The organism is Pedococcus sp. P2_A3 (assembly GCF_056405035.1).
The window spans coordinates 155711-174221 of record NZ_JBFUCW010000002.1; the positions used below are offsets into that span (position 1 = coordinate 155711).

The 18511-nt window shown below is 70.7% G+C and carries 14 protein-coding genes; 10 read left to right on the forward strand and 4 right to left on the reverse strand.

The window, feature by feature from the left end; all coding sequences use genetic code 11:
• Nucleotide 1: 1 nt before the first annotated feature.
• The 4 genes from AC1DX8_RS02780 (at nucleotide 2) to AC1DX8_RS02795 (ending at nucleotide 5776) form a co-directional block, all read left to right on the forward strand.
• Nucleotides 2-2839 (forward strand): DEAD/DEAH box helicase, encoded by a 2838-nt coding sequence (locus AC1DX8_RS02780; RefSeq protein ID WP_477628375.1) that lies wholly within the window; start codon nucleotides 2-4, stop codon nucleotides 2837-2839.
• A 355-nt stretch (nucleotides 2840-3194) separates the two neighbouring features.
• Nucleotides 3195-3698, forward strand: a complete 504-nt coding sequence (locus AC1DX8_RS02785) for a hypothetical protein (protein ID WP_477628376.1) — start codon at nucleotides 3195-3197, stop codon at nucleotides 3696-3698.
• 303 nt (nucleotides 3699-4001) lie between these two features.
• Entirely contained in the window at nucleotides 4002-4298 is a 297-nt protein-coding gene (locus AC1DX8_RS02790) for a hypothetical protein (RefSeq protein WP_477628377.1), read from the forward strand.
• Nucleotides 4299-4435: 137 nt separating this feature from the next.
• Nucleotides 4436-5776: an HNH endonuclease gene (locus AC1DX8_RS02795; RefSeq protein ID WP_477628378.1), complete on the forward strand. Its 1341-nt coding sequence runs from the start codon at nucleotides 4436-4438 to the stop codon at nucleotides 5774-5776.
• Between the two features lie 23 nt (nucleotides 5777-5799).
• Here AC1DX8_RS02795 and AC1DX8_RS02800 read toward each other — a convergent pair whose 3' ends face one another.
• Nucleotides 5800-6804 (reverse strand): 5'-3' exonuclease, encoded by a 1005-nt coding sequence (locus AC1DX8_RS02800; RefSeq protein ID WP_477628379.1) that lies wholly within the window; start codon nucleotides 6802-6804, stop codon nucleotides 5800-5802.
• Between the two features lie 39 nt (nucleotides 6805-6843).
• Here AC1DX8_RS02800 and AC1DX8_RS02805 point away from each other — a divergent pair, with 39 nt between their 5' ends.
• Complete coding sequence (locus tag AC1DX8_RS02805; protein ID WP_477628380.1) at nucleotides 6844-7266, forward strand: Lrp/AsnC family transcriptional regulator; 423 nt, start codon at nucleotides 6844-6846, stop codon at nucleotides 7264-7266.
• Nucleotides 7267-7270: 4 nt separating this feature from the next.
• Here the strand turns inward: AC1DX8_RS02805 and ybaK are convergent, their stop codons facing one another.
• The 3 genes from ybaK to AC1DX8_RS02820 form a co-directional block, all read right to left on the reverse strand.
• The gene (gene ybaK, locus AC1DX8_RS02810) at nucleotides 7271-7744 is read right to left on the reverse strand and encodes a Cys-tRNA(Pro) deacylase (protein WP_477628381.1); all 474 of its coding nucleotides are present in this window, start codon (nucleotides 7742-7744) and stop codon (nucleotides 7271-7273) included.
• 2 nt (nucleotides 7745-7746) lie between these two features.
• Nucleotides 7747-8358: a biotin transporter BioY gene (locus AC1DX8_RS02815; protein ID WP_477628382.1), complete on the reverse strand. Its 612-nt coding sequence runs from the start codon at nucleotides 8356-8358 to the stop codon at nucleotides 7747-7749.
• A gap of 78 nt (nucleotides 8359-8436) precedes the next feature.
• Nucleotides 8437-9882, reverse strand: coding sequence for a KamA family radical SAM protein (locus AC1DX8_RS02820; RefSeq protein WP_477628383.1), 1446 nt, complete (start codon nucleotides 9880-9882; stop codon nucleotides 8437-8439).
• Nucleotides 9883-9968: 86 nt separating this feature from the next.
• On the opposite strand from AC1DX8_RS02820, the gene kdd reads away from it, so the two are divergent.
• Genes kdd through AC1DX8_RS02845 form a run of 5 tightly spaced genes read left to right on the forward strand, consistent with a single transcriptional unit; the run spans nucleotide 9969 to nucleotide 18482 of the window.
• Nucleotides 9969-11057 carry an L-erythro-3,5-diaminohexanoate dehydrogenase gene (gene kdd / locus AC1DX8_RS02825; protein WP_477628384.1) on the forward strand — a complete coding sequence of 363 codons (1089 nt, stop codon included), beginning with the start codon at nucleotides 9969-9971 and terminating at the stop codon, nucleotides 11055-11057.
• 51 nt (nucleotides 11058-11108) lie between these two features.
• Nucleotides 11109-13556: a phosphoketolase family protein gene (locus AC1DX8_RS02830; protein ID WP_477628385.1), complete on the forward strand. Its 2448-nt coding sequence runs from the start codon at nucleotides 11109-11111 to the stop codon at nucleotides 13554-13556.
• A 9-nt stretch (nucleotides 13557-13565) separates the two neighbouring features.
• The gene (pta, locus tag AC1DX8_RS02835; protein ID WP_477628386.1) at nucleotides 13566-15623 is read left to right on the forward strand and encodes a phosphate acetyltransferase; all 2058 of its coding nucleotides are present in this window, start codon (nucleotides 13566-13568) and stop codon (nucleotides 15621-15623) included.
• On the forward strand, nucleotides 15623-16828 hold the full coding sequence (locus tag AC1DX8_RS02840; protein ID WP_477628387.1) for an acetate/propionate family kinase: 1206 nt from the start codon (nucleotides 15623-15625) through the stop codon (nucleotides 16826-16828). The genes pta and AC1DX8_RS02840 overlap by 1 nt, the downstream gene beginning before the upstream one ends.
• Before the next feature lie 10 nt (nucleotides 16829-16838).
• The gene (locus AC1DX8_RS02845; RefSeq protein WP_477628388.1) at nucleotides 16839-18482 is read left to right on the forward strand and encodes an amidohydrolase; all 1644 of its coding nucleotides are present in this window, start codon (nucleotides 16839-16841) and stop codon (nucleotides 18480-18482) included.
• The last annotated feature ends 29 nt before the right edge of the window (nucleotides 18483-18511 follow it).

An 18511-nucleotide genomic window follows, 5' to 3' on the forward strand; every position in this document is an offset into this window, starting at 1 on the left:
CATGTCGACGCCCGCTGAGCGATACGCCGCAAGCGCCAGCCGCGCGGCATACGAGAAGTCGGAGCTGGCCACCTTCGCGGCCACGGTGGGCTTCCCCCTCGACGACTTCCAGGTGCAGGCCTGCCAGGCCGTGGAGGCGGGTCGTGGGGTGCTCGTCGCGGCGCCGACCGGAGCCGGCAAGACCATCGTCGGCGAGTTCGCCGTGCACCTCGCCCTGTCGGGTGGGCGCAAGGCGTTCTACACCACCCCGATCAAGGCGCTGTCCAACCAGAAGTACAACGACCTCGTGCGGCGCCACGGTGCCCAGAACGTCGGGCTGCTCACCGGCGACTCCTCGATCAACGGCGAGGCACCCGTCGTCGTCATGACGACCGAGGTGCTGCGCAACATGATGTATGCCGGGTCGCGCACCCTCCACGGGCTCGGTTTCGTGGTGATGGACGAGGTGCACTACCTCGCCGACCGGTTCCGCGGAGCCGTGTGGGAGGAGGTGATCATCCACCTGCCGCAGGACGTGCAGGTCGTCTCGTTGTCAGCGACCGTGAGCAACGCCGAGGAGTTCGGCGCCTGGCTCTCGGAGGTGCGCGGCGGCGTCGACATCATCGTCTCCGAGCACCGGCCGGTGCCGCTGTGGCAGCACATGATGGTCTCCCAGTCGATGTACGACCTGTTCGTCGACGAGGCGTCCGCGCCGGTCACGGGGATCGACGCGACCCGTGTGAACCCTGAGCTCCTGCAGGCGATCCGCCAGTCGGAGCAGCGCGGCCGCTGGGACGAGGGAGCCCGCCACGGATCGCAGTCCGACCGACACGGTCGGGGAGGCCGGGGCAAGGCGCCCCGCGGGCCTGGTGGTGGTCACGGTGGACGGGGTCTGGCCCGCGCGTCCGGAGGCCGTCCCGGTGGGGGAGCCACGCGGTCGGAGGTGGTCCAACAGCTCGAGCGGGAGGGGCTCCTGCCCGCGATCACCTTCATCTTCAGCCGGGTCGGCTGCGAGGCGGCCGTGGGCCAGCTGCTGCGCGACGGCGTGCGGTTGATCCCCGAGGCGGAGGGCGACCGGATCCGTCGGACCGTCGAGGAGCGGGTCTCATCGCTGGCCGACGAGGACCTCGGTGTGCTGGGTTACTGGGACTTCGTCGACGGCCTCACCCGCGGGTTCGCCGCCCACCACGCGGGCATGCTGCCCACCTTCCGCGAGATCGTCGAGGAGCTGTTCACCGCGGGCCGGATCCGCGCGGTGTTCGCCACCGAGACGCTCGCCCTGGGCATCAACATGCCGGCGCGCACCGTGGTCATCGAGAAGCTGGTCAAGTTCAACGGCGAGACCCACGCCGACGTCACACCCGCCGAGTACACCCAGCTGACCGGGCGGGCGGGCCGCAGAGGGATCGACATCGAAGGTCACGCCCTCGTGCAGTGGAACCGGGGGATGGACCCGCTCGCGGTCGCAGGCCTCGCATCCACCCGCACCTACCCGCTCCGCTCGTCCTTCCGGCCGACCTACAACATGGCAGTCAACCTGGTCGCCCAGGTGGGTCGTGAGACCGCCCGCGAGATCCTCGAGACGTCGTTCGCGCAGTTCCAGGCCGACCGCGCCGTGGTCGGGATGGCGCGGGCGGTGCGCAAGAACGAAGAGGGCTTGGAGGGGTACGCCGAGGGGATGGCGTGCCACCTCGGCGACTTCGCGGAGTATGCCGCGCTGCGCCACGAGATCGCCCGGCTCGAGAAGGACGGGGCCCGAGAACGATCGGCCAGCAGGCGCGCCGAGGCGGCAGTCTCGTTGGAGACGCTGCGGATCGGTGACGTCATCAAGATCCCCTCAGGTCGCCGTGCGGGCTATGCCGTCGTCGTCCAGCCGTCCAAGTCCTACCGGGGCGAGACGCCTGCGCCGACCGTGGTCACCGAGGACAAGCAGCTGCTCAAGCTGACCCTCGTCGACGTGCCCACGCCGGTCGAGGCGATCGCCCACGTCAAGGTGCCGCCGCACTTCAACGCCAAGAGCCCCAAGGCGCGCCGCGACCTCGCCACGTCGTTGCGCATCGCGGTGCCCCACGACCCGCCACCGTCCCGCTCGCGCGGCTCCGCGGCATACGCGGGTAGCGCCGAGGACGGACGGATCCCCGAGCTGCGGCGCCAGCTCAAGGCCCACCCGTGCCACCAGTGCCCCGACCGCGAGGACCATGCCCGGTGGGCGGAGCGGTGGTGGAGGCTCAAGCGCGAGACCGTCGGGCTGCAGCGCAAGGTGGAGGGTCGGACCAACTCGGTGGCGCGGACCTTCGACCGGATCTGCACGCTGCTCGGCGAGATGGGCTATCTCTCGGACAGCGGTGACCTCGTGACGGCGCAGGGCGAGAACCTGCGCCGCCTCTACACCGAGAAGGACCTGCTCGCCGCAGAGTGCCTGCGCCTGGGGGTCTGGAAGCGGCTCGACCCCGCCGGGCTCGCCTCGGTCGTGTCGGCCCTGATCCACGAGCCGCGGCGCGACGAGACCGACCCGTCGCCGCGGATGCCGAACGAGGACGTGGCCGAAGCGATCCGCGAGATGAACCGGCTGTGGTCGGTGCTCGAGGACCGAGAGCGCGAGCTGGGGCTGCCGCTGACCGGCGACCCCGACGCGGGCATGGCCTGGATGATGCACCGCTGGGCCAGTGGTCGTCAGCTCGAGGAGGTGCTGCGCGGGTCCGACATGGCGGCCGGTGACTTCGTGCGGCGGTGCAAGCAGGTGGTCGACCTGCTCGGACAGATCGGCGACGCGGCTCCCGAACCCACGCTGCGCGCCACGTCGCGCAAGGCCATCGACGCCGTGATGCGCGGAGTCGTCGCCGCCGACCGGCTCGACTGACCGGAGTGTCCTCATGCCCCAACGGGGGCCTGTCGGCGCGGTTCAGCCAGCGGTCGTAAGTCACGAGCGGCGGAGGATGGGTGTTCACCCTGGGTTGGTCTGCTGACACGCGCTGTGCGCAGTGAGCGGATGGTTGTGCACCCCTAACGCCAGTCCCCGTCGAGCTCGGCCAACTGCGTCCGAGTCTCGGACAGCAGGGCGGAAGGAAGAACTACTACAAAGTCATAGCTCTCAACGTCTTGGCCCACGCTCAAGATGAGCTGATCATCGCTCATGCCCCACAACTGCACGCGCAGATCCCGTGCTGCACGTCGGCCTGGACTCGACCGCTGGGACGGGATGGCACCATGTGCATGTGAGTAGCGCAGTGGTTGTTCGCTCGCCCGGCTATATCGCCCTGTGCGGCGGGATCGTGGCCGTGTTCCTCGCCATCTCAGTCGGCGCCTTCCTGGACCCCACGTTGAAAGACTCCGGTGGCCCTGACTGGATGTTCTGGGTTGGCGCGACTGTTCTCGTTGGCCTGCTCCTGCGGGCGCCATTCGTGGGACTCGTGATCCGCGGTGACCGCATCATCCGCCGCACATGGGTGCGTTCTTGCTCATGGAGCGCGAGCGACATCACCCGGGTGGGCCCGGCGAGCTATTCGGGAAACCTCAACCGGAACTCCCGGTCGCGCCGCTTTCGCATGGTTGTCCTCACCGTGCGCGATGGCTCCACTATGAAGGCGGTCGAGGTCCCAGAGGTCTCGGGCGGTCGCCGCACGATGGAGGATCGGCTCGGAGTGCTTGCCGCGGCGCTGAACCTGCAGGAGCCGGCGCCTGTGGGGCATCACAACCCAGAGGGACCGTCGGTCCCTTAGGAGGCCGCGCTCCGCGGACATCGGCACAAGCAGATCGCGGCATGTGAGTGCGATGCACTTCCAGAGCGTGCAGGATGTCTGGTCGTGCCCCAAGATGCCATGCCGACGCTCGAGTCCCGACTCCGACAAATGGCCTCAGAGGAGCAGCGTCGGACGGCGACCGAGCTCGCGTCCGTCGTACTTCCGCTCGCAGAACTGGGTTCGCTCGGACTGCCAGCTGGGGGACTTGGTCCCATCGCCGACGCGATTCGGGCGCGGACCAGCATTCCATCAGTAGACGCGGCACGCCACGCTCTGTTCTCCATGCCGGAAATGAGCCGGGACGAAGAGCCCGAGGATCTTGCCTCCTGGTTCGCGTTCGGGGCACTCGTCGCTTGGATCTACGCGGCCGATGCGAACACGACCTCAGCCTCCGACGGGGTCGTCCACACGTTCAACCGCGTGTCCGAACTTCTGGACGAGATCGACAACGATCTCGGGGATACCCAGCTGCTGAACAAACTGCTGCTGGTGATGAACGGCCTGGGCGGGACGACCGAGTCGTGGGCCACGCTGTCCCAAGGCGTACGGGAAGCCGTCGATCGGCTTCGCTCTCGCTAACTCGAGGTTGCCCGCACATCGGTGCGGGTGCAGCCGGTCAGCGCAACGCTTCCGCTAGGGAATCTGATCGAACAGGGCGAGCGGCGCGGGGCGTGTGCCTCCATTCGGCTGTCAGACCTGGACTGTAGATTGGACACATGTTCGAATCGGGGGATGGGCGACAGGCGGTCGAGGTCGTGCGCGCCTTTGTGGCGTCGCTGGCCGTCCTCGAGGGCTGCTCGGATGCCGAGCGGATCGACCTGATCAGCGCGCTGGAGTCGCTGAAGGGTTCCGCGGCGGCAGCACAGGCACGACTGTCCGTCGCGTTCGCCGAGTCGCAGGAAGCCGCCCAGGCCGCTCCCGGCCTCCCTGCCCGCGAGCGGGGCAGGGGAGTGGCAGCCCAGGTCGCGTTGGCGCGACGCGAGTCACCACACCGGGGGTCGAGACACCTGGGCTTCGCTCGGGCCATGGTGCACGAGATGCCCGAGACGATGGCGCACCTCACGGCAGGACGGCTCAGCGAGTGGCGGGCGACGATTCTGTGCCGCGAGACGGCCGTGTTGTCCGCCGACGACCGGCGCGAGGTCGACCGGCAGCTGGCTGCCGACCTTCCCACGATGGGTGACGCGCAGGTGGCACGAGCTGCGCGAGGGTTCGCTGCCACGCTCGACCCGGCGGCCATGGCCAGCCGGGCCAGCAAGGCCGCGACCGAGCGCTGCGTGTCCCTGCGACCGGCACCCGACACGATGACCTACCTGAGCGGACTGCTCCCGGTCTCGCAAGGCGTTGCGACGTACGCGGCGCTGGACCGTCGGGCGAGCGAGCTGATCGCCGCGGGAGACGAGCGAGGGCGCGGCCAGATCATGGCCGACACGCTGGTGGAGCGGGTCACCGGTCAGGCGACTGCCGATGCCGTTCCTGTCGAGGTGCAGCTCGTGGTGCCCGCCGGCACCCTGATGGGTTCGACCGACGAGCCGGCCGAGGTGGTGGGGGGTGGCCCGATCTCGGCCGATTCCGCACGCGCCCTGCTCAGCGCCTCCACCGAAACTGACGCGAGGATCTGGTTTCGTCGACTCCTGACCTCCGTGGACGGCACACAGCTCACCGGGCTCGAGAGTCGTCGACGGTTGTTTCCCGAGGCGCTCAAGCGCTTCCTCCTCCTGCGCGACAAGACCTGCCGCACTCCGTGGTGCGATGCGCCGATCCGGCACACCGACCACGTCGTGGCTGCTGGTCGGGATGGGCCCACCAGTGCCGCCAACGGGCAGGGTCTGTGCGTTGCCTGCAACCAGGCCAAGGAGGCCGAAGGGTGGAGCGCACGGGTTGTCGCAGACGGACTGACCGGTGCGGGCCGAACAGGACGACACCGAGTTCGGCTGCGCACTCCCACCGGCCACACCTACGACTCCACCGCACCGCCGCTGCTCGAAGCCCGCAGAGCGAGTCCGGACTTCAGCTGGGTCGAGCACTCTCTCGAAGTCAACCTGGCCGCCGCGTAGCTCGACCCTGCGCCTCGAATCTGCTAATCGATGCGCAGCGCCGACAGGACCCGGTTGAACGAGCTGGTCACCCCGAACTCACTGGCGACCTTGCTCATCAGCACGGGATCGGCCACCTCGGTCGGCAGGGCGAGATCCGCGTGGGCCACGGGCGCATCGCGAGTCACCCTGACCACCGTCGGGGCCACATCGAGGTAGGCCGTGGCGGCCTCGAGGTTGGCCCGCCGGGCTCCCTTGATGGCCGGGTCGCCCGAGTCGATCGCTGCGCGCAGGCCCGCGAGCGAGCCGTACTCGGCGATGAGCTGAGCCGCGGTCTTGTCTCCGATGCCCTTCACCCCGGGGAGGCCATCACTGGTGTCACCGCGCAAGACGGACATGTCGAGGTAGGCATCACCGGTCTCCACGGCATACCGCGCCCGCAAGTAGGCCTGGGTCGCCAGATCGGGCTCACGGACTCCACCCTTCCCGGTGTAGAGAACGCGCACCCCTCGAGCGTCGTCGACGAGCTGGAGGAGGTCGCGATCACCCGTGACGATGTCGACCTCCATGGTGCCGCCCCACCTCGTGGCGAGTGTGCCGATCACGTCGTCGGCCTCGAAGCCATCAGCGCCGAGCCGGGCGATCCCCAGAGCCGCCAGTGCGTCGACGATCACCGGCACCTGGGGCGCCAGGTCGTCCGGGACCTCCTCGGCGACGGTGTCCTCAGAGGCCGGGTGGGCCTGGTCCGGCACGTCGCTCGACAGCGGCGCGGGCGACTCCTGGGTCACTCGGTGGGCCTTGTAGCTGGGCAACAGGTCGACCCGCCACTGCGGCCGCCAGTCGTTGTCCCAGCACGCCACGAGGTGCGTCGGCTGGTGGGTGGTGACGAGCGAGGCGATCATGTCGAGGAAGCCGCGGACCGCGTTGGTGGGCGGCTGCGACGGGTCGCTGCGCTGGTCGGGGACGCCGAAGAACGCGCGGAAGTAGAGCGAAGCGCTGTCGAGCAGCATGAGACGGCCGGTGCTGGCGAGCGAGGTCATGGCGGACATGCTCCCACCTGACGGCCCCGACCTCAGTAGGGTGTGGACGTGGAAGACCTCGATCGTCGCATCGTCGACCTGCTGCGCGCCGACGGCCGGATGAGCTACACCGACCTGGGCAAGGCCATGGGCCTGTCCACGTCTGCGGTGCACCAGCGCGTCCGCCGGCTCGAGGAGCGCGGCGTGGTCAAGGGGTATGCCGCGCTCGTGGACTTCACGGCGCTCGACCTCCCGCTGACGGCTTTCATCTCCATCTCACCGCTGGATCCGGCTGCCCCCGACGACATCCCGGACCGGCTCCGCGACATCACCGAGCTCGAGGCCTGTCACTCCGTGGCGGGGGAGGAGAACTACATCCTCAAGGCCAGGGTGCGCACCCCCGGCGACCTCGAGGGTCTCCTGGCCAGGATCCGAGCCGCTGCCAACGTGGCCACGCGGACGACCGTCGTGCTCTCGACGCCCTGGGAGTAGCCCCTCAGCGAGCGATCGAGGCCACCCGAGCCTTGGTCGCGGTCACGAGGTCGGCTGGCGCCAGCGAGAGGTCCAGACCACGCCGGCCCCCCGAGACGTAGACGCGGTCGAACGCCAGGGCCGACTGGTCGACGACGGTGGGCAGCGCCTTCCGCTGGCCGATGGGGGAGATCCCTCCCACGACGTAGCCCGTGGAACGCTCGGCGGCAGCCGGCTCGGCCATGGTGACCTTCTTGAGGCCGAGCGCCGCGGCGACCGCTTTGAGGTCGAGCTGGCGGTCGACGGGGACGACCCCCACGGCGAGTCCGGAGTCACCGGCGACGAGGAGGGTCTTGAACACCTGACCGGGCGGGACCGACAACGCCGCGGCGGCTTCCAGTCCGTAGGAAGCCGCCGCGGGGTCGTGGTCGTAGGCATGCAGCTCGAAGGCCAGCCCGAGCCGGGTCAGGGCCGTCGTGGCGGGGGTGCCTGAGGCCAAGCTCAGCGCCGCTCGACGCGCTTCACGAGCGACCAGGCTGCGGGGAGCAGGCCGGCCGCCGCGGCGATCTTGAGGGCGTCACCGATGAGGAAGGGCGTCATGCCCGCCTTCAGACCGGCCTGCAGGTCCATGCCGGTCGCGTTCATCAGCCACGACACCCCCACGGCGTAGATGACCAGGTTGCCGAGCACCATGGTGATCGCCGTCCTGGCCACCGTCCGGTCACCTCCGCGCTGGGCCAGCCAGCCCACGAGGGTCGCCGCGATGACGAAGCCGATGACGTAGCCGAAGGTGGCACCGCCCCAGCCGTCCTGGTGCCCGGCGAACCAGTTCACGCCGAGGCCGCCGGCCACCAGGTAGGTGCCGACGCTGAGGAGGGCTCGCAGGCCACCGAGTGAGGCGCCGGTGAGCAGGACGGCGAACGTGCCGAGCGTCAAGGGCACCGGTGTGCCGGGCAACGGGATGCTCCACTGCGAGAGCAGGCCGATGAAACCGGCACCCGCGGCGATGAGGGCGAGGTCGCGGACCCGGGTGCCGACGGAATCCGGGACGCCGGCGACGGCGGGGACGTAGTCAGCGAGGACGCGCTTGTGGGGGAGGGCGATAGCAGTCACGGGAGCAACCTAGCGAAACCCGGCCACGCGACCTACGCACGTCTCGCGTCGACCGCGTCACACCCGTGACGAGCCCCCTCAGACCAGCGACGCCTCGCGGCTGGCGGCGGCGCGCTCGACAGCCACGGCGTGGGCGGCCTCGTGGTCGCCCTCCTCGCGCCACCACTGCTGACCGGCCTCCGGGAGCGTGTAGATCGGGTCGTAGTAGACGTAGTCACGCGACAGGGCGTCGGTGTCTGCGCCCTCGATGGAGGTGCGGTAGTTCTTGCGCCAGAACGACATGCCGCGCTCGGTGTCGTAGCTGTCGACCTGGTGCACCCAGCGCTTGCCCACGTACGGGACGTCGCACACGATGCGCGGCGTGGCGAACCCGGGGAGGTAGCCCATCATCGAGTGCTGCAGGTGCTGCGCCTCGGCGAGCGACAGCCGCCAGTGCTCGGAGAACGGGATCATGTCGCACATGTAGAAGTAGTAGGGCGTGATCATCGCGTCGTCCTGCAGCGCGAAGCAGAGGTCGAGCAGCTGCTCGGTGGAGTCGTTGACCCCACGCATGAGGACACCCTGGTTGCGCACATCCCGCACCCCCGCCTCGAGCATCGCCTTCGCGGCGTCGGCCACCAGCGGCGTCACGGACTGGGCGTTGTTGACGTGGGTGTGGATGGCGAGCGAGACACCGCGCGAGCGTGCCTTGGCGGAGACCCGGGCCACGCCCTCGACCACGTCGGACTGCAGCCAGTGCTGGGGCAGCCCCATGAGGGCCTTGGTGGCGAGGCGGATGTCGCGGATGTTGTCGACGTCGAGCAGCTTGTCGAGGAAGCCCTCGAGGTTCTTCCAGGGCATGTTGGCGACGTCACCGCCGGAGACCACGACGTCGCGCACCTGGGGCGTCTGCTGGAGGTAGGCGAGCATCGCGGCGTAGCGGTCGACCGGCTTGCCGGTGAGCTTGAGCTTGTCGATCACCGGCGTGGAGTTGCCGACGAGGTCCATGCGGGTGCAGTGGCCGCAGTACTGCGGACAGGTCGGCAGCAGCTCGGCCAGCACCTTCGTGGGGTAGCGGTGGGTCAGGCCCTCGGCCACCCACATGTCGTGCTCGTGGAGGCTGTCGCGCGTCGCGTGCGGGTGGGACGGCCAGTCCGTGCGCCGGTCGGAGAAGACGGGGAGCATGTAGCGACGGATCGGGTCGGCGTAGAACGCCCGCGTGAACTCGGCGCCGGCCGCGGGCATCGTGCCGTCGGCCCAGGTCAGCTCGCTGACCATGGTGTTCATCATCTGCGGGGGCACCAGCATCGACATGGTCGCCCGCTCGGCCTGGTCGCGCTCGAGGTCGGCGTAGAACGCGTCGCTCAGCAGGTCGCCCATGAGCTCACGCAGCTGCTTGAGGTTCTTGACACAGTGCGCCCGCTGCCACTGGGCGCTGGCCCAGTCGGTGGCGGTGACGTCACGCCAGCCGGGGAAACGGGTCCAGTCGGGCTCGACCAGCTCGCGGTGCCGGTAGACATAGGGCTGCTCGATCGCGGTGCTCATACGTGGCAGGATACGGGACAGGTTCCGATGAAATCGACAATCGACCGCACAATTTGCGGCGTGTGTCGCTGTTGATGGGAGATTCTGTGTCTGCGTCGATCGAAAGGCGGGCGTCGATCGAACGCCGACCCACGCCGTCCTCGCCGGTGGGCCTGCACCGCGTGCTCGAGCCGGCCGGAGCCTGTCTCCCGCAGGCCGCCACACGCCTCGACGCCTCGCCAGAGCTGTGGCCCGACGAGGTGCGCATCGCGATCGAGACGCTCAACCTCGACGCCGCGTCGTTCCGGCAGCTCTCCGAGAAGCACGGGGCAGACGGCGACGCCGTGCGCTCCGAGGTCCTCGACATCGTGGCGACCCGGGGCAAGATGCAGAACCCCGTCACCGGCTCGGGCGGCATGCTCATCGGCACGGTCGCCGAGGTCGGGCCCGAGTCCTCCCTGGGCCTGTCGGTCGGCGACCGCGTCGCGACCCTCGTCTCGCTCTCGCTGACCCCGCTCGTCATCACCGACGAGCTCGCCGGCTGGGACGGCCGGTCCGAGCGCGTCCCGGCCGAGGGGCACGCCATCCTGTTCGGGCGCTCGATCGCCGCCCAGCTGCCCGACGACCTCGACCCGGCCCTCGCCCTCATGGTGATGGACGTCTGCGGCGCACCAGCGCTCGTGGCGCGCGTCGTGCGCGAGTATGCCGAGCGCGGACTCGCGCCGACGGTGGCGGTCCTCGGTGGGGCCGGCAAGTCGGGCTCACTCTCGCTCGCGGCTGCCGCCGACGCGGGCGCGGGACGGCGGATCGCCGTCGTGCCGTTCCAGCGCGAGGCCGACCTGCTCTCGGGTACCGGGCTGGCGGACGAGGTGGTCATCGCCGACGCGCGCAGCCCCCTGGGGCTCTCCGAGGCGGTGGCGGCGGCAGGCGGACCGGCTGACGTCACCGTCGTCTGCGTCGACGTGCCGGGGTGCGAGCAGCCGGCCATCCTGTCGACCGCGCAGGGCGGCACGATCATCTACTTCTCCATGGCCACGAACTTCGCCGCGGCTGCCCTCGGCGCCGAGGGCGTGGCTGCTGACGTGCGCATGCTGGTGGGCAACGGGTACGTGCCCGGCCACGCGGCATACGCGCTCGAGCTCATCCGGAAGGACGCCGCGGTGCGCGGGCTGTTCGAGGGACGCCTCGAGGACTAGGAGGACCAAGGGCCTATCGCTGCGCCACGGCTGCGTGGTGGGGTGGGGCGCATGCCGGAGAACTCCGCTGTGCCCGACGCCCTGTCCTACTCCGCCGAGGACCTCGACCTCGACCTTCGGTGGTGGGCCGCAGCCAACTACCTGACGGTCGGACAGATCTACCTGCGCGACAACGCCCTGCTGCGCGAGCCGCTGACCCTGGCGCACACCAAGCCGCGCCTGCTCGGCCACTGGGGCACCAGTCCCGGCCTCTCGATGATCTACGCGCTGGTGAACCGACGCATCCGGGAGACCGGCTCCGACTGGCTCTACGTCACGGGCCCCGGGCACGGAGGTCCCGCGCTCGTGGCGGCGGCCTGGCTCGAGGGCACGTACAGCGAGGTCTACCCGCACATCGGTGACGACGCCGAAGGCGTGCTGAACCTCTTCCGCCAGTTCTCCTCACCCGGGGGAGTGCCCAGCCACGTCAGCGTGCAGACCCCGGGCTCGATCCACGAGGGGGGCGAGCTCGGCTACGCGCTGGTCCACGCGGCCGGTGCCGCCTTCGACCACCCCGACCTCGTCGTCGCGTGCGTCGTCGGCGACGGCGAGGCCGAGACCGGACCCATGGCCGCGTCGTGGCGTCTGCCCACCTTCCTCAACCCCCGGCGCGACGGCGCCGTGCTGCCGATCCTGCACCTCAACGGCTACAAGATCGCCGGCCCGACCGTGCTTGGCCGCACCTCCGACGACGACGTCGAGGCCTACCTGCGCAGCCAGGGCTGGGACCCCGTGACCGTCAGCGGCGACGAGCCGCAGGTGGTGTTCCCCGCCTTCCGTGCAGCCCTGGCCGCTGCGCACGACCGGATCCGCGACATCCAGGCTGGCGCGCGGGAGGGCGAGGGCCCGGCCGAGCCGGTGCGGCACTCCTGGCCGGCCATCGTGCTGCGCACCCCCAAGGGCTGGACCGGGCCCGCCGTCGTGGACGGCAAGCAGGTGGAGGGCACCAACCTGTCCCACCAGGTGCCGTTGTCCGGACTGGCCACTGACCCCGAGCACCTCAGGATGCTCGAGGAGTGGCTGCACACCTACCGACCCGAGGAGCTCTTCGACGCCGACGGCCGACTCGCGCCCGAGCTGCGGTCCCTGGCCCCGGAGGGAGACAAGCGGATGTCGGCCACTCCCTACGCGAACGGCGGGCGGTTGCGGGTCGACCTGCCGCCGCTGGACCTGACGACCCACGAGTTCTCGGTGTCGCCCTCCACCCGGGGACAGCTCTCGTTGGAGAACACCATCACCTCGGGTCGCCTCATGCGCGACGTGTATGCCGCGACGTCCCGTCCCGACGGCGGCGGCACCTTCCGGCTCTTCTCGCCGGACGAGACGGCGAGCAACCGCCTCCAGCCGGTGTTCGAGGTCACCGAACGCTGCTTCATGGGCCCACTGCGGGACACCGACGACCACCTCGGCCCGGACGGCCGGGTGATGGAGGTGCTGAGCGAGCACCTCTGCGAGGGATGGCTCGAGGGCTACCTGCTCAGCGGCCGCCACGGGGTGTTCGCGACCTACGAGGCGTTCGCGATGGTCTCGGCCTCCATGGCGATCCAGCACGTGAAATGGCTCCAGCACGCCCAGGAGCTGCCGTGGCGGGCCGACGTGTCGTCCCTCAACGTGTTGCTCACGTCGACCTGCTGGCGCAACGACCACAACGGCTTCTCCCACCAGGGCCCGGGCCTGATCGACTGCCTCATCCCGTTGTCGCCGGAGGTGGTGCGGGTGTGGTTCCCGCCTGACGCCAACACGACCCTCTCGATCACCGACCACTGCCTGCGCAGCACCAACCACGTCAACCTCATCGTCGTCGACAAGCAGCAGCACCTGCAGTACCTGTCGCTCGAGGAGGCCCACGCCCACTGCGCTGCGGGAGCGGGCGTGTGGGAGTGGGCCAGCACCTGTGGCCCGGACGACGAACCCGACATCGTGCTCGCCTGCGCCGGGGACGTGCCGACGCAGGAGGCGCTGGCGGCGGTCGAGCTGCTCGCCGAGCACGTGCCCGGCCTTCGGGTGCGGTTCGTCAACGTGGTCGACTTCATGGCGCTGCTGCCCGAGAACGACCACCCGCACGGCTACTCGGACAGCACGTTCGACGGGCTGTTCACCCAGGACAAGCACGTGGTCTTCGCGTTCCACGGTTACCCCCGCGCCGTGCACCAGCTGATCCACGGCCGCAGCAACCCCGGGCGGTTCCACGTGCGCGGGTTCAACGAGCAGGGCACGACGACGACACCGTTCGACATGGTCGTGCTCAACCGGATGAGCCGCTTCCACCTCGCCCTGGAGGTGCTGCGCAGAGCCGACCGACGGGTGGCCGGCTGGGATCGTCTCACCGAGCTGTGCGAGCGCCGGCTGGCCGAGCACCGGCCCTACATCGAGGAGCACCTCGAGGACCTGCCCGACATCGCGGAGTGGACGTGGCGTGGTCTGGACCGTCACGGCGCGACCACCGGGCCGGGCCGGTAGTTTCGACCCGTGGCCACCAGCATCTACATCGCCGGCACCGAGGCACAGTCCGGCAAGTCGGCGGTGGCCGTCGGGTTGCTCGACCAGCTGTCGCGCCGGGCCGGGCGGGTGGGCGTCTACCGACCCATCGTGCGCTCGGGCGTCGACGACGAGCTGGTGCAGACGCTGTTGTCGCAGCTGCCCGGCGACCTGACCGTCGCCCAGGCCTGTGGCGTCACCTACGACGAGCTGCACGCCGACCCCGAGGGGGCGATGGGGGTGATCGTGGACCGGTTCCACGACATCGCGCGCGCCCACGACGTGGTGCTGGTGGTGGGGTCCGACTTCACCGACGTCGCCGCTCCGACCGAGTTCTCGGTCAACGCGGCGGTGGCCGCCAACCTGGGATCCCGGCTGCTGCTCGTGGTCCCGGCCCAGGGCCGCGACGCGGTCGACGTCGCCACGACCGCCGAGATGGGCGTGCAGGCCGCGCGAGAGGCCCACGCACACGTGACGGGAGTGGTGGCCAACCAGGTCTCGCCCGATCGGCTGGACGAGACGCAGCGCGAGGTGTCGGAGCGGGTGCACGTGCCCGTCCAGGCCCTGCCCGAGACGCCCCTCCTCAGGGCGCCCACGGTCAAGGACCTCCTCGACGCGTGCGGGGGACGGCTCGTCCACGGCGACCCCCGATGGCTCGACCGTGAGTGCATGGGCCTCGTCGTCGGCGCGATGACGATGCCGCACGTGCTCGACCGGCTGATCGACGGCGGGGTGGTCATCGTCCCCGGCGACCGCGAGGACGTGGTGCTCGGCGTTCTGCTCGCGCACCGGTCCAAGACGTTCCCGAACCTCGCCGGGATCGTCCTCAACGGAGGCTTCCCCCTGCCACCCCAGGTGGAGCGGCTCATCGAGGGACTCGACGTCGTGCTGCCCGTGATCGCCACCGACGGCGGCACGATGACCACCGCATCGCGCCTCGGCGCCGCCCGGGGCCGGCTCACCCCCGACTCCACCCGCAAGCTGGAGGCCGCGGTCGCCATGGTCGAGCGCGGCCTCGACGCGGAGGCCCTCCTGGGCCCGGTGGCCACGGCAGGTGGCGGCGCGGTGACGCCGCTGATGTTCGAGCACCGGCTGGTCGAGGAAGCCCGCGCGTCCGGGGCCCACATCGTGCTGCCCGAAGGGGCCGAGGACCGCATCCTCCTGGCCGCCGACACGGTGCTCGCCCGGGGCATCGCCACGCTCACCCTCCTGGGGGTGGAGGAGACGATCCGCGCGAACGCCGCACGACTCGGCGTGGACATCTCGAAGGCGACGGTCATCGACCCCGCCACCAGCAGGCTGCGGGAGTCCTTCGCCAGCGAGTACGCCACCCTGCGCGCGCACAAGGGGGTCACCCTCGACCAGGCCCGCGACCGCGTGGTCGACCCGTCGTACTTCGGCACCATGATGGTGCACCAGGGCCTCGCCGACGGCATGGTGTCGGGCTGCATCACGACGACGGCACACACGGTCCGCCCGGCCCTCGAGATCGTGCGCACCGCCCCCGACGTGTCGGTGGTCTCCAGCGTCTTCCTGATGTGCCTTGCCGACCGGGTGCTCGTCTACGGGGACTGCGCCGTCAACCCTGACCCCACCGCCGAGCAGCTGGCCGACATCGCGATTTCCTCGGCTCGCACGGCCCAGCGGTTCGGGATCGAGCCGCGGGTGGCGATGCTGTCGTACTCGACGGGGGAGTCGGGGAGCGGGGCAGACGTCGACAAGGTGCGGGCCGCCACGGCGCTGGTCCACCAACGGGCGCCTGAGCTGCTCGTCGAGGGCCCGATCCAGTACGACGCCGCGGTCGACCCCCACGTGGCTGCGACCAAGCTCAAGGACAGCCCGGTCGCCGGACGCGCCACCGTGCTGGTGTTCCCCGACCTCAACACCGGCAACAACACCTACAAGGCGGTGCAGCGCAGCGCCTCCGCCGTGGCCATCGGACCAGTGCTCCAGGGCCTCAACCGGCCCGTGAACGACCTGTCCCGAGGGGCCCTGGTGCGCGACATCGTCAACACGATCGCGATCACCGCCGTGCAGGCCGGCGCCTGATGGCGGCCGCGCGCACGGTCCTGGTCGTCAACGCCGGCTCCTCGTCGCTGAAGTACCAGGTGCTCGACGCGGAGACGGGCGAGACCGCGGCGTCCGGGATCGTCGAGCAGATCGGGGGCGCGGGGCGCCTGCGCCACACGAGTGGCGGCCGCACCCACGAGTCCGACGTCACGTGCACCGACCACCGGGCGGCGCTGGAAGCAGCACGGTCAGCGCTGCGCGAGCATGGCCCCGACCTCGTGGGCACGCCGCCGTTCGCGGTCGGCCACCGTGTCGTGCACGGCGGGCCCCGGTTCACCGAGCCGGTCCTCATCGACGACGGCGTGGTCGCCGCGATCCGCGAGCTCGTGCCGCTGGCGCCCCTGCACAACCCAGCCAACCTCGAGGGCATCCTCAGCGCCCGGGAGTCCTTCCCCGGCGTGCCGCAGGTGGCGGTCTTCGACACCGCCTTCCACCAGAGCCTGCCCGCGCACGCCCACACGTATGCCGTCCCGATCGACTGGCGCGAACGCCACCAGGTCAGGCGCTACGGCTTCCACGGCACGTCGCACCGGTTCGTGTCGCGGCGCACGGCCCAGCTCCTGGGCCACAGCCCGGTCGACTGCAACGTCATCGTGCTCCACCTCGGCAACGGCGCGAGCGCCTGTGCGGTGCAGGGTGGCGTCAGCGTCGACACCTCGATGGGTCTGTCACCCCTCGAGGGCCTCGTCATGGGCACCCGGTCGGGCGACGTCGACCCTGCGCTGGGCGCGTACCTCGCCCGCGTCGCCGACCTGGATGCCACGGCATACGACGAGGCACTCAACAAGGCCAGCGGCCTCCTGGGCCTGGCCGGCGTCTCCGACCTGCGCGAGCTCGAACGCCGCCGCTGCGACGGTGACGCCGGCGCCGTGCTGGCGTTCGACGTGATGGTCTACCGGTTGCGCAAGTACGTCGGTGCATACGCCGTGGCGCTGGGACGCGTGGACGCCATCGCCTTCACCGGCGGCATCGGGGAGAACAGCGTCGCGGTGCGCGCAGCCGTGCTGTCGGGTCTGGAAGCACTCGGGGTCGCCCTGGACGACGAGGCCAATGCGCAGGGGCCCCCTGAACGGCTCGTCACCGCGGAGGACAGCCGCATCCCGGCCTACGTCGTGCCGACCAACGAGGAGCTGGAGATCGCCCGGGCCTGCCTCGCCGTGCTGGGGGAGGACGAGCCCGTCTAGGGTGCTGGGCGTGAGCACCCTCTACCGCGGCGGCTTCGTCTACAGCCCGATCGACCCGTTCGCGAACGCGATGGTCGTCGACGAGGCGACCGGCACCATCGCCTGGATCGGTGGCGACGACGCCGCCGCCGTGCACGTGGATGCGGTGGACCACGTGGTCGAGCTCGACGGTGCCCTGGTCGCGCCGGCCTTCGTCGACGCCCATGCGCACGTGTCGCAGACCGGTGCGGGGCTGCGTGGTGTCGACCTGGTCTCGACCCGCTCGGTCGTGGAGGCCCTCAGCCGGATCGAGGACGCTGCCCGGCGCGGACAGGGCCGACCCGTCTACGCCCCGAACTGGGACCAGGACCACTGGGCCGAACGCCGACCCCACACCGGGGCGGAGCTCGACCGGGCGACCTACGGCGGGGTCGTCTACTCGCCCCGGGTCGACGGCCACTCCGCCGTCATCTCCTCGGCGCTCGCCGCCGCCTCGGGCGCCCGTGAGCTGCCGGGTTGGGAAGGTGAGGGGCTGGTGACCCGCGACGCCCACCACGCGGCCCGGGAGGCCTTCAACGGAGCCGTCACCCCCGCCCAGCGACAGGCGGACATCGACCTCGCCCTCCGGACGGCGGCCGCCGCAGGCATCGGACTCGTCCAGGAGAACGGCGGTCGCACCCTGTCGGGCACCGACGACTTCGCCGAGGTGTTGGCGGCGGGGGAGCGGGGCGACGGGCCACAGACCCTCGGCTACTGGGCCCAGCTCGTATCCGACGAGGCCGAGGCCCGTGACGTGGCGACCGTGCGCGGTGCACGCGGGTTGGCTGGAGACCTCAACATCGACGGCTCGGTGGGCTCGAGGACCGCCCACCTGCGCGAGGCCTATGCCGACGCGCCCGGTCACACCGGCAACGCGTACCTCACGGTGGAGCAGGTCCGCGACCACGTGGCTGCGTGCTCCCTGGCCGGGCTGCAGGCCGGTTTCCACGTGATCGGTGACGCAGGGGTCGACACCGCGGTGGCCGGTTTCGAGGCCGCCGCCGAGCTCGTCGGCGCACCCGTCGTCACCCGGTGCCGCCACCGGCTCGAGCACCTCGAGATGGTCTCCCGGGAGGGGATCGAACGACTCGTCCGCCTCGGGGTCGGGGCGAGCGTCCAGCCTGCCTTCGACGCGTTCTGGGGAGGCGACCACGGCATGTATGCCACGCGGCTCGGCGCCGACCGCGTGCACGGCCGGAGCGGGGACGACTCCGCGCCGATGAACGCGTTCGCCTCGATGCTGGCCGCCGGCATGACCGTGGCCTTCGGTTCGGACTCCCCGGTGACCCCCTTCGCCCCCTGGGAGGCGGTGCGCGCCGCGGCGTTCCACCACGACGAGAGCCAGCGGGTGTCGGCCCGGTCGGCCTTCCTGGCCCACACCCGTGGTGGCTGGCGCGCGGCGGGATTCGACGACCGCGGCTATCTCGACCTCGGGCTGCCCGCCACCTTCGCCGTCTGGGAGGTGGGTGACCTCGTGGTGCAGGCCCCGGACGACCGCATCCAGACCTGGTCGACCGACCCACGCTCGGGGACGCCGGGGCTGCCCGACCTGTCGCCCGGCGAGCCGGCCCCGACCTGCCAGCGCACCGTCGTGCGCGGGCGGACCGTCTTCGACTCGGGCGCCCTGGGCTCCTGAGGTGCCATCGGGAAGGATGATTTGCGGCT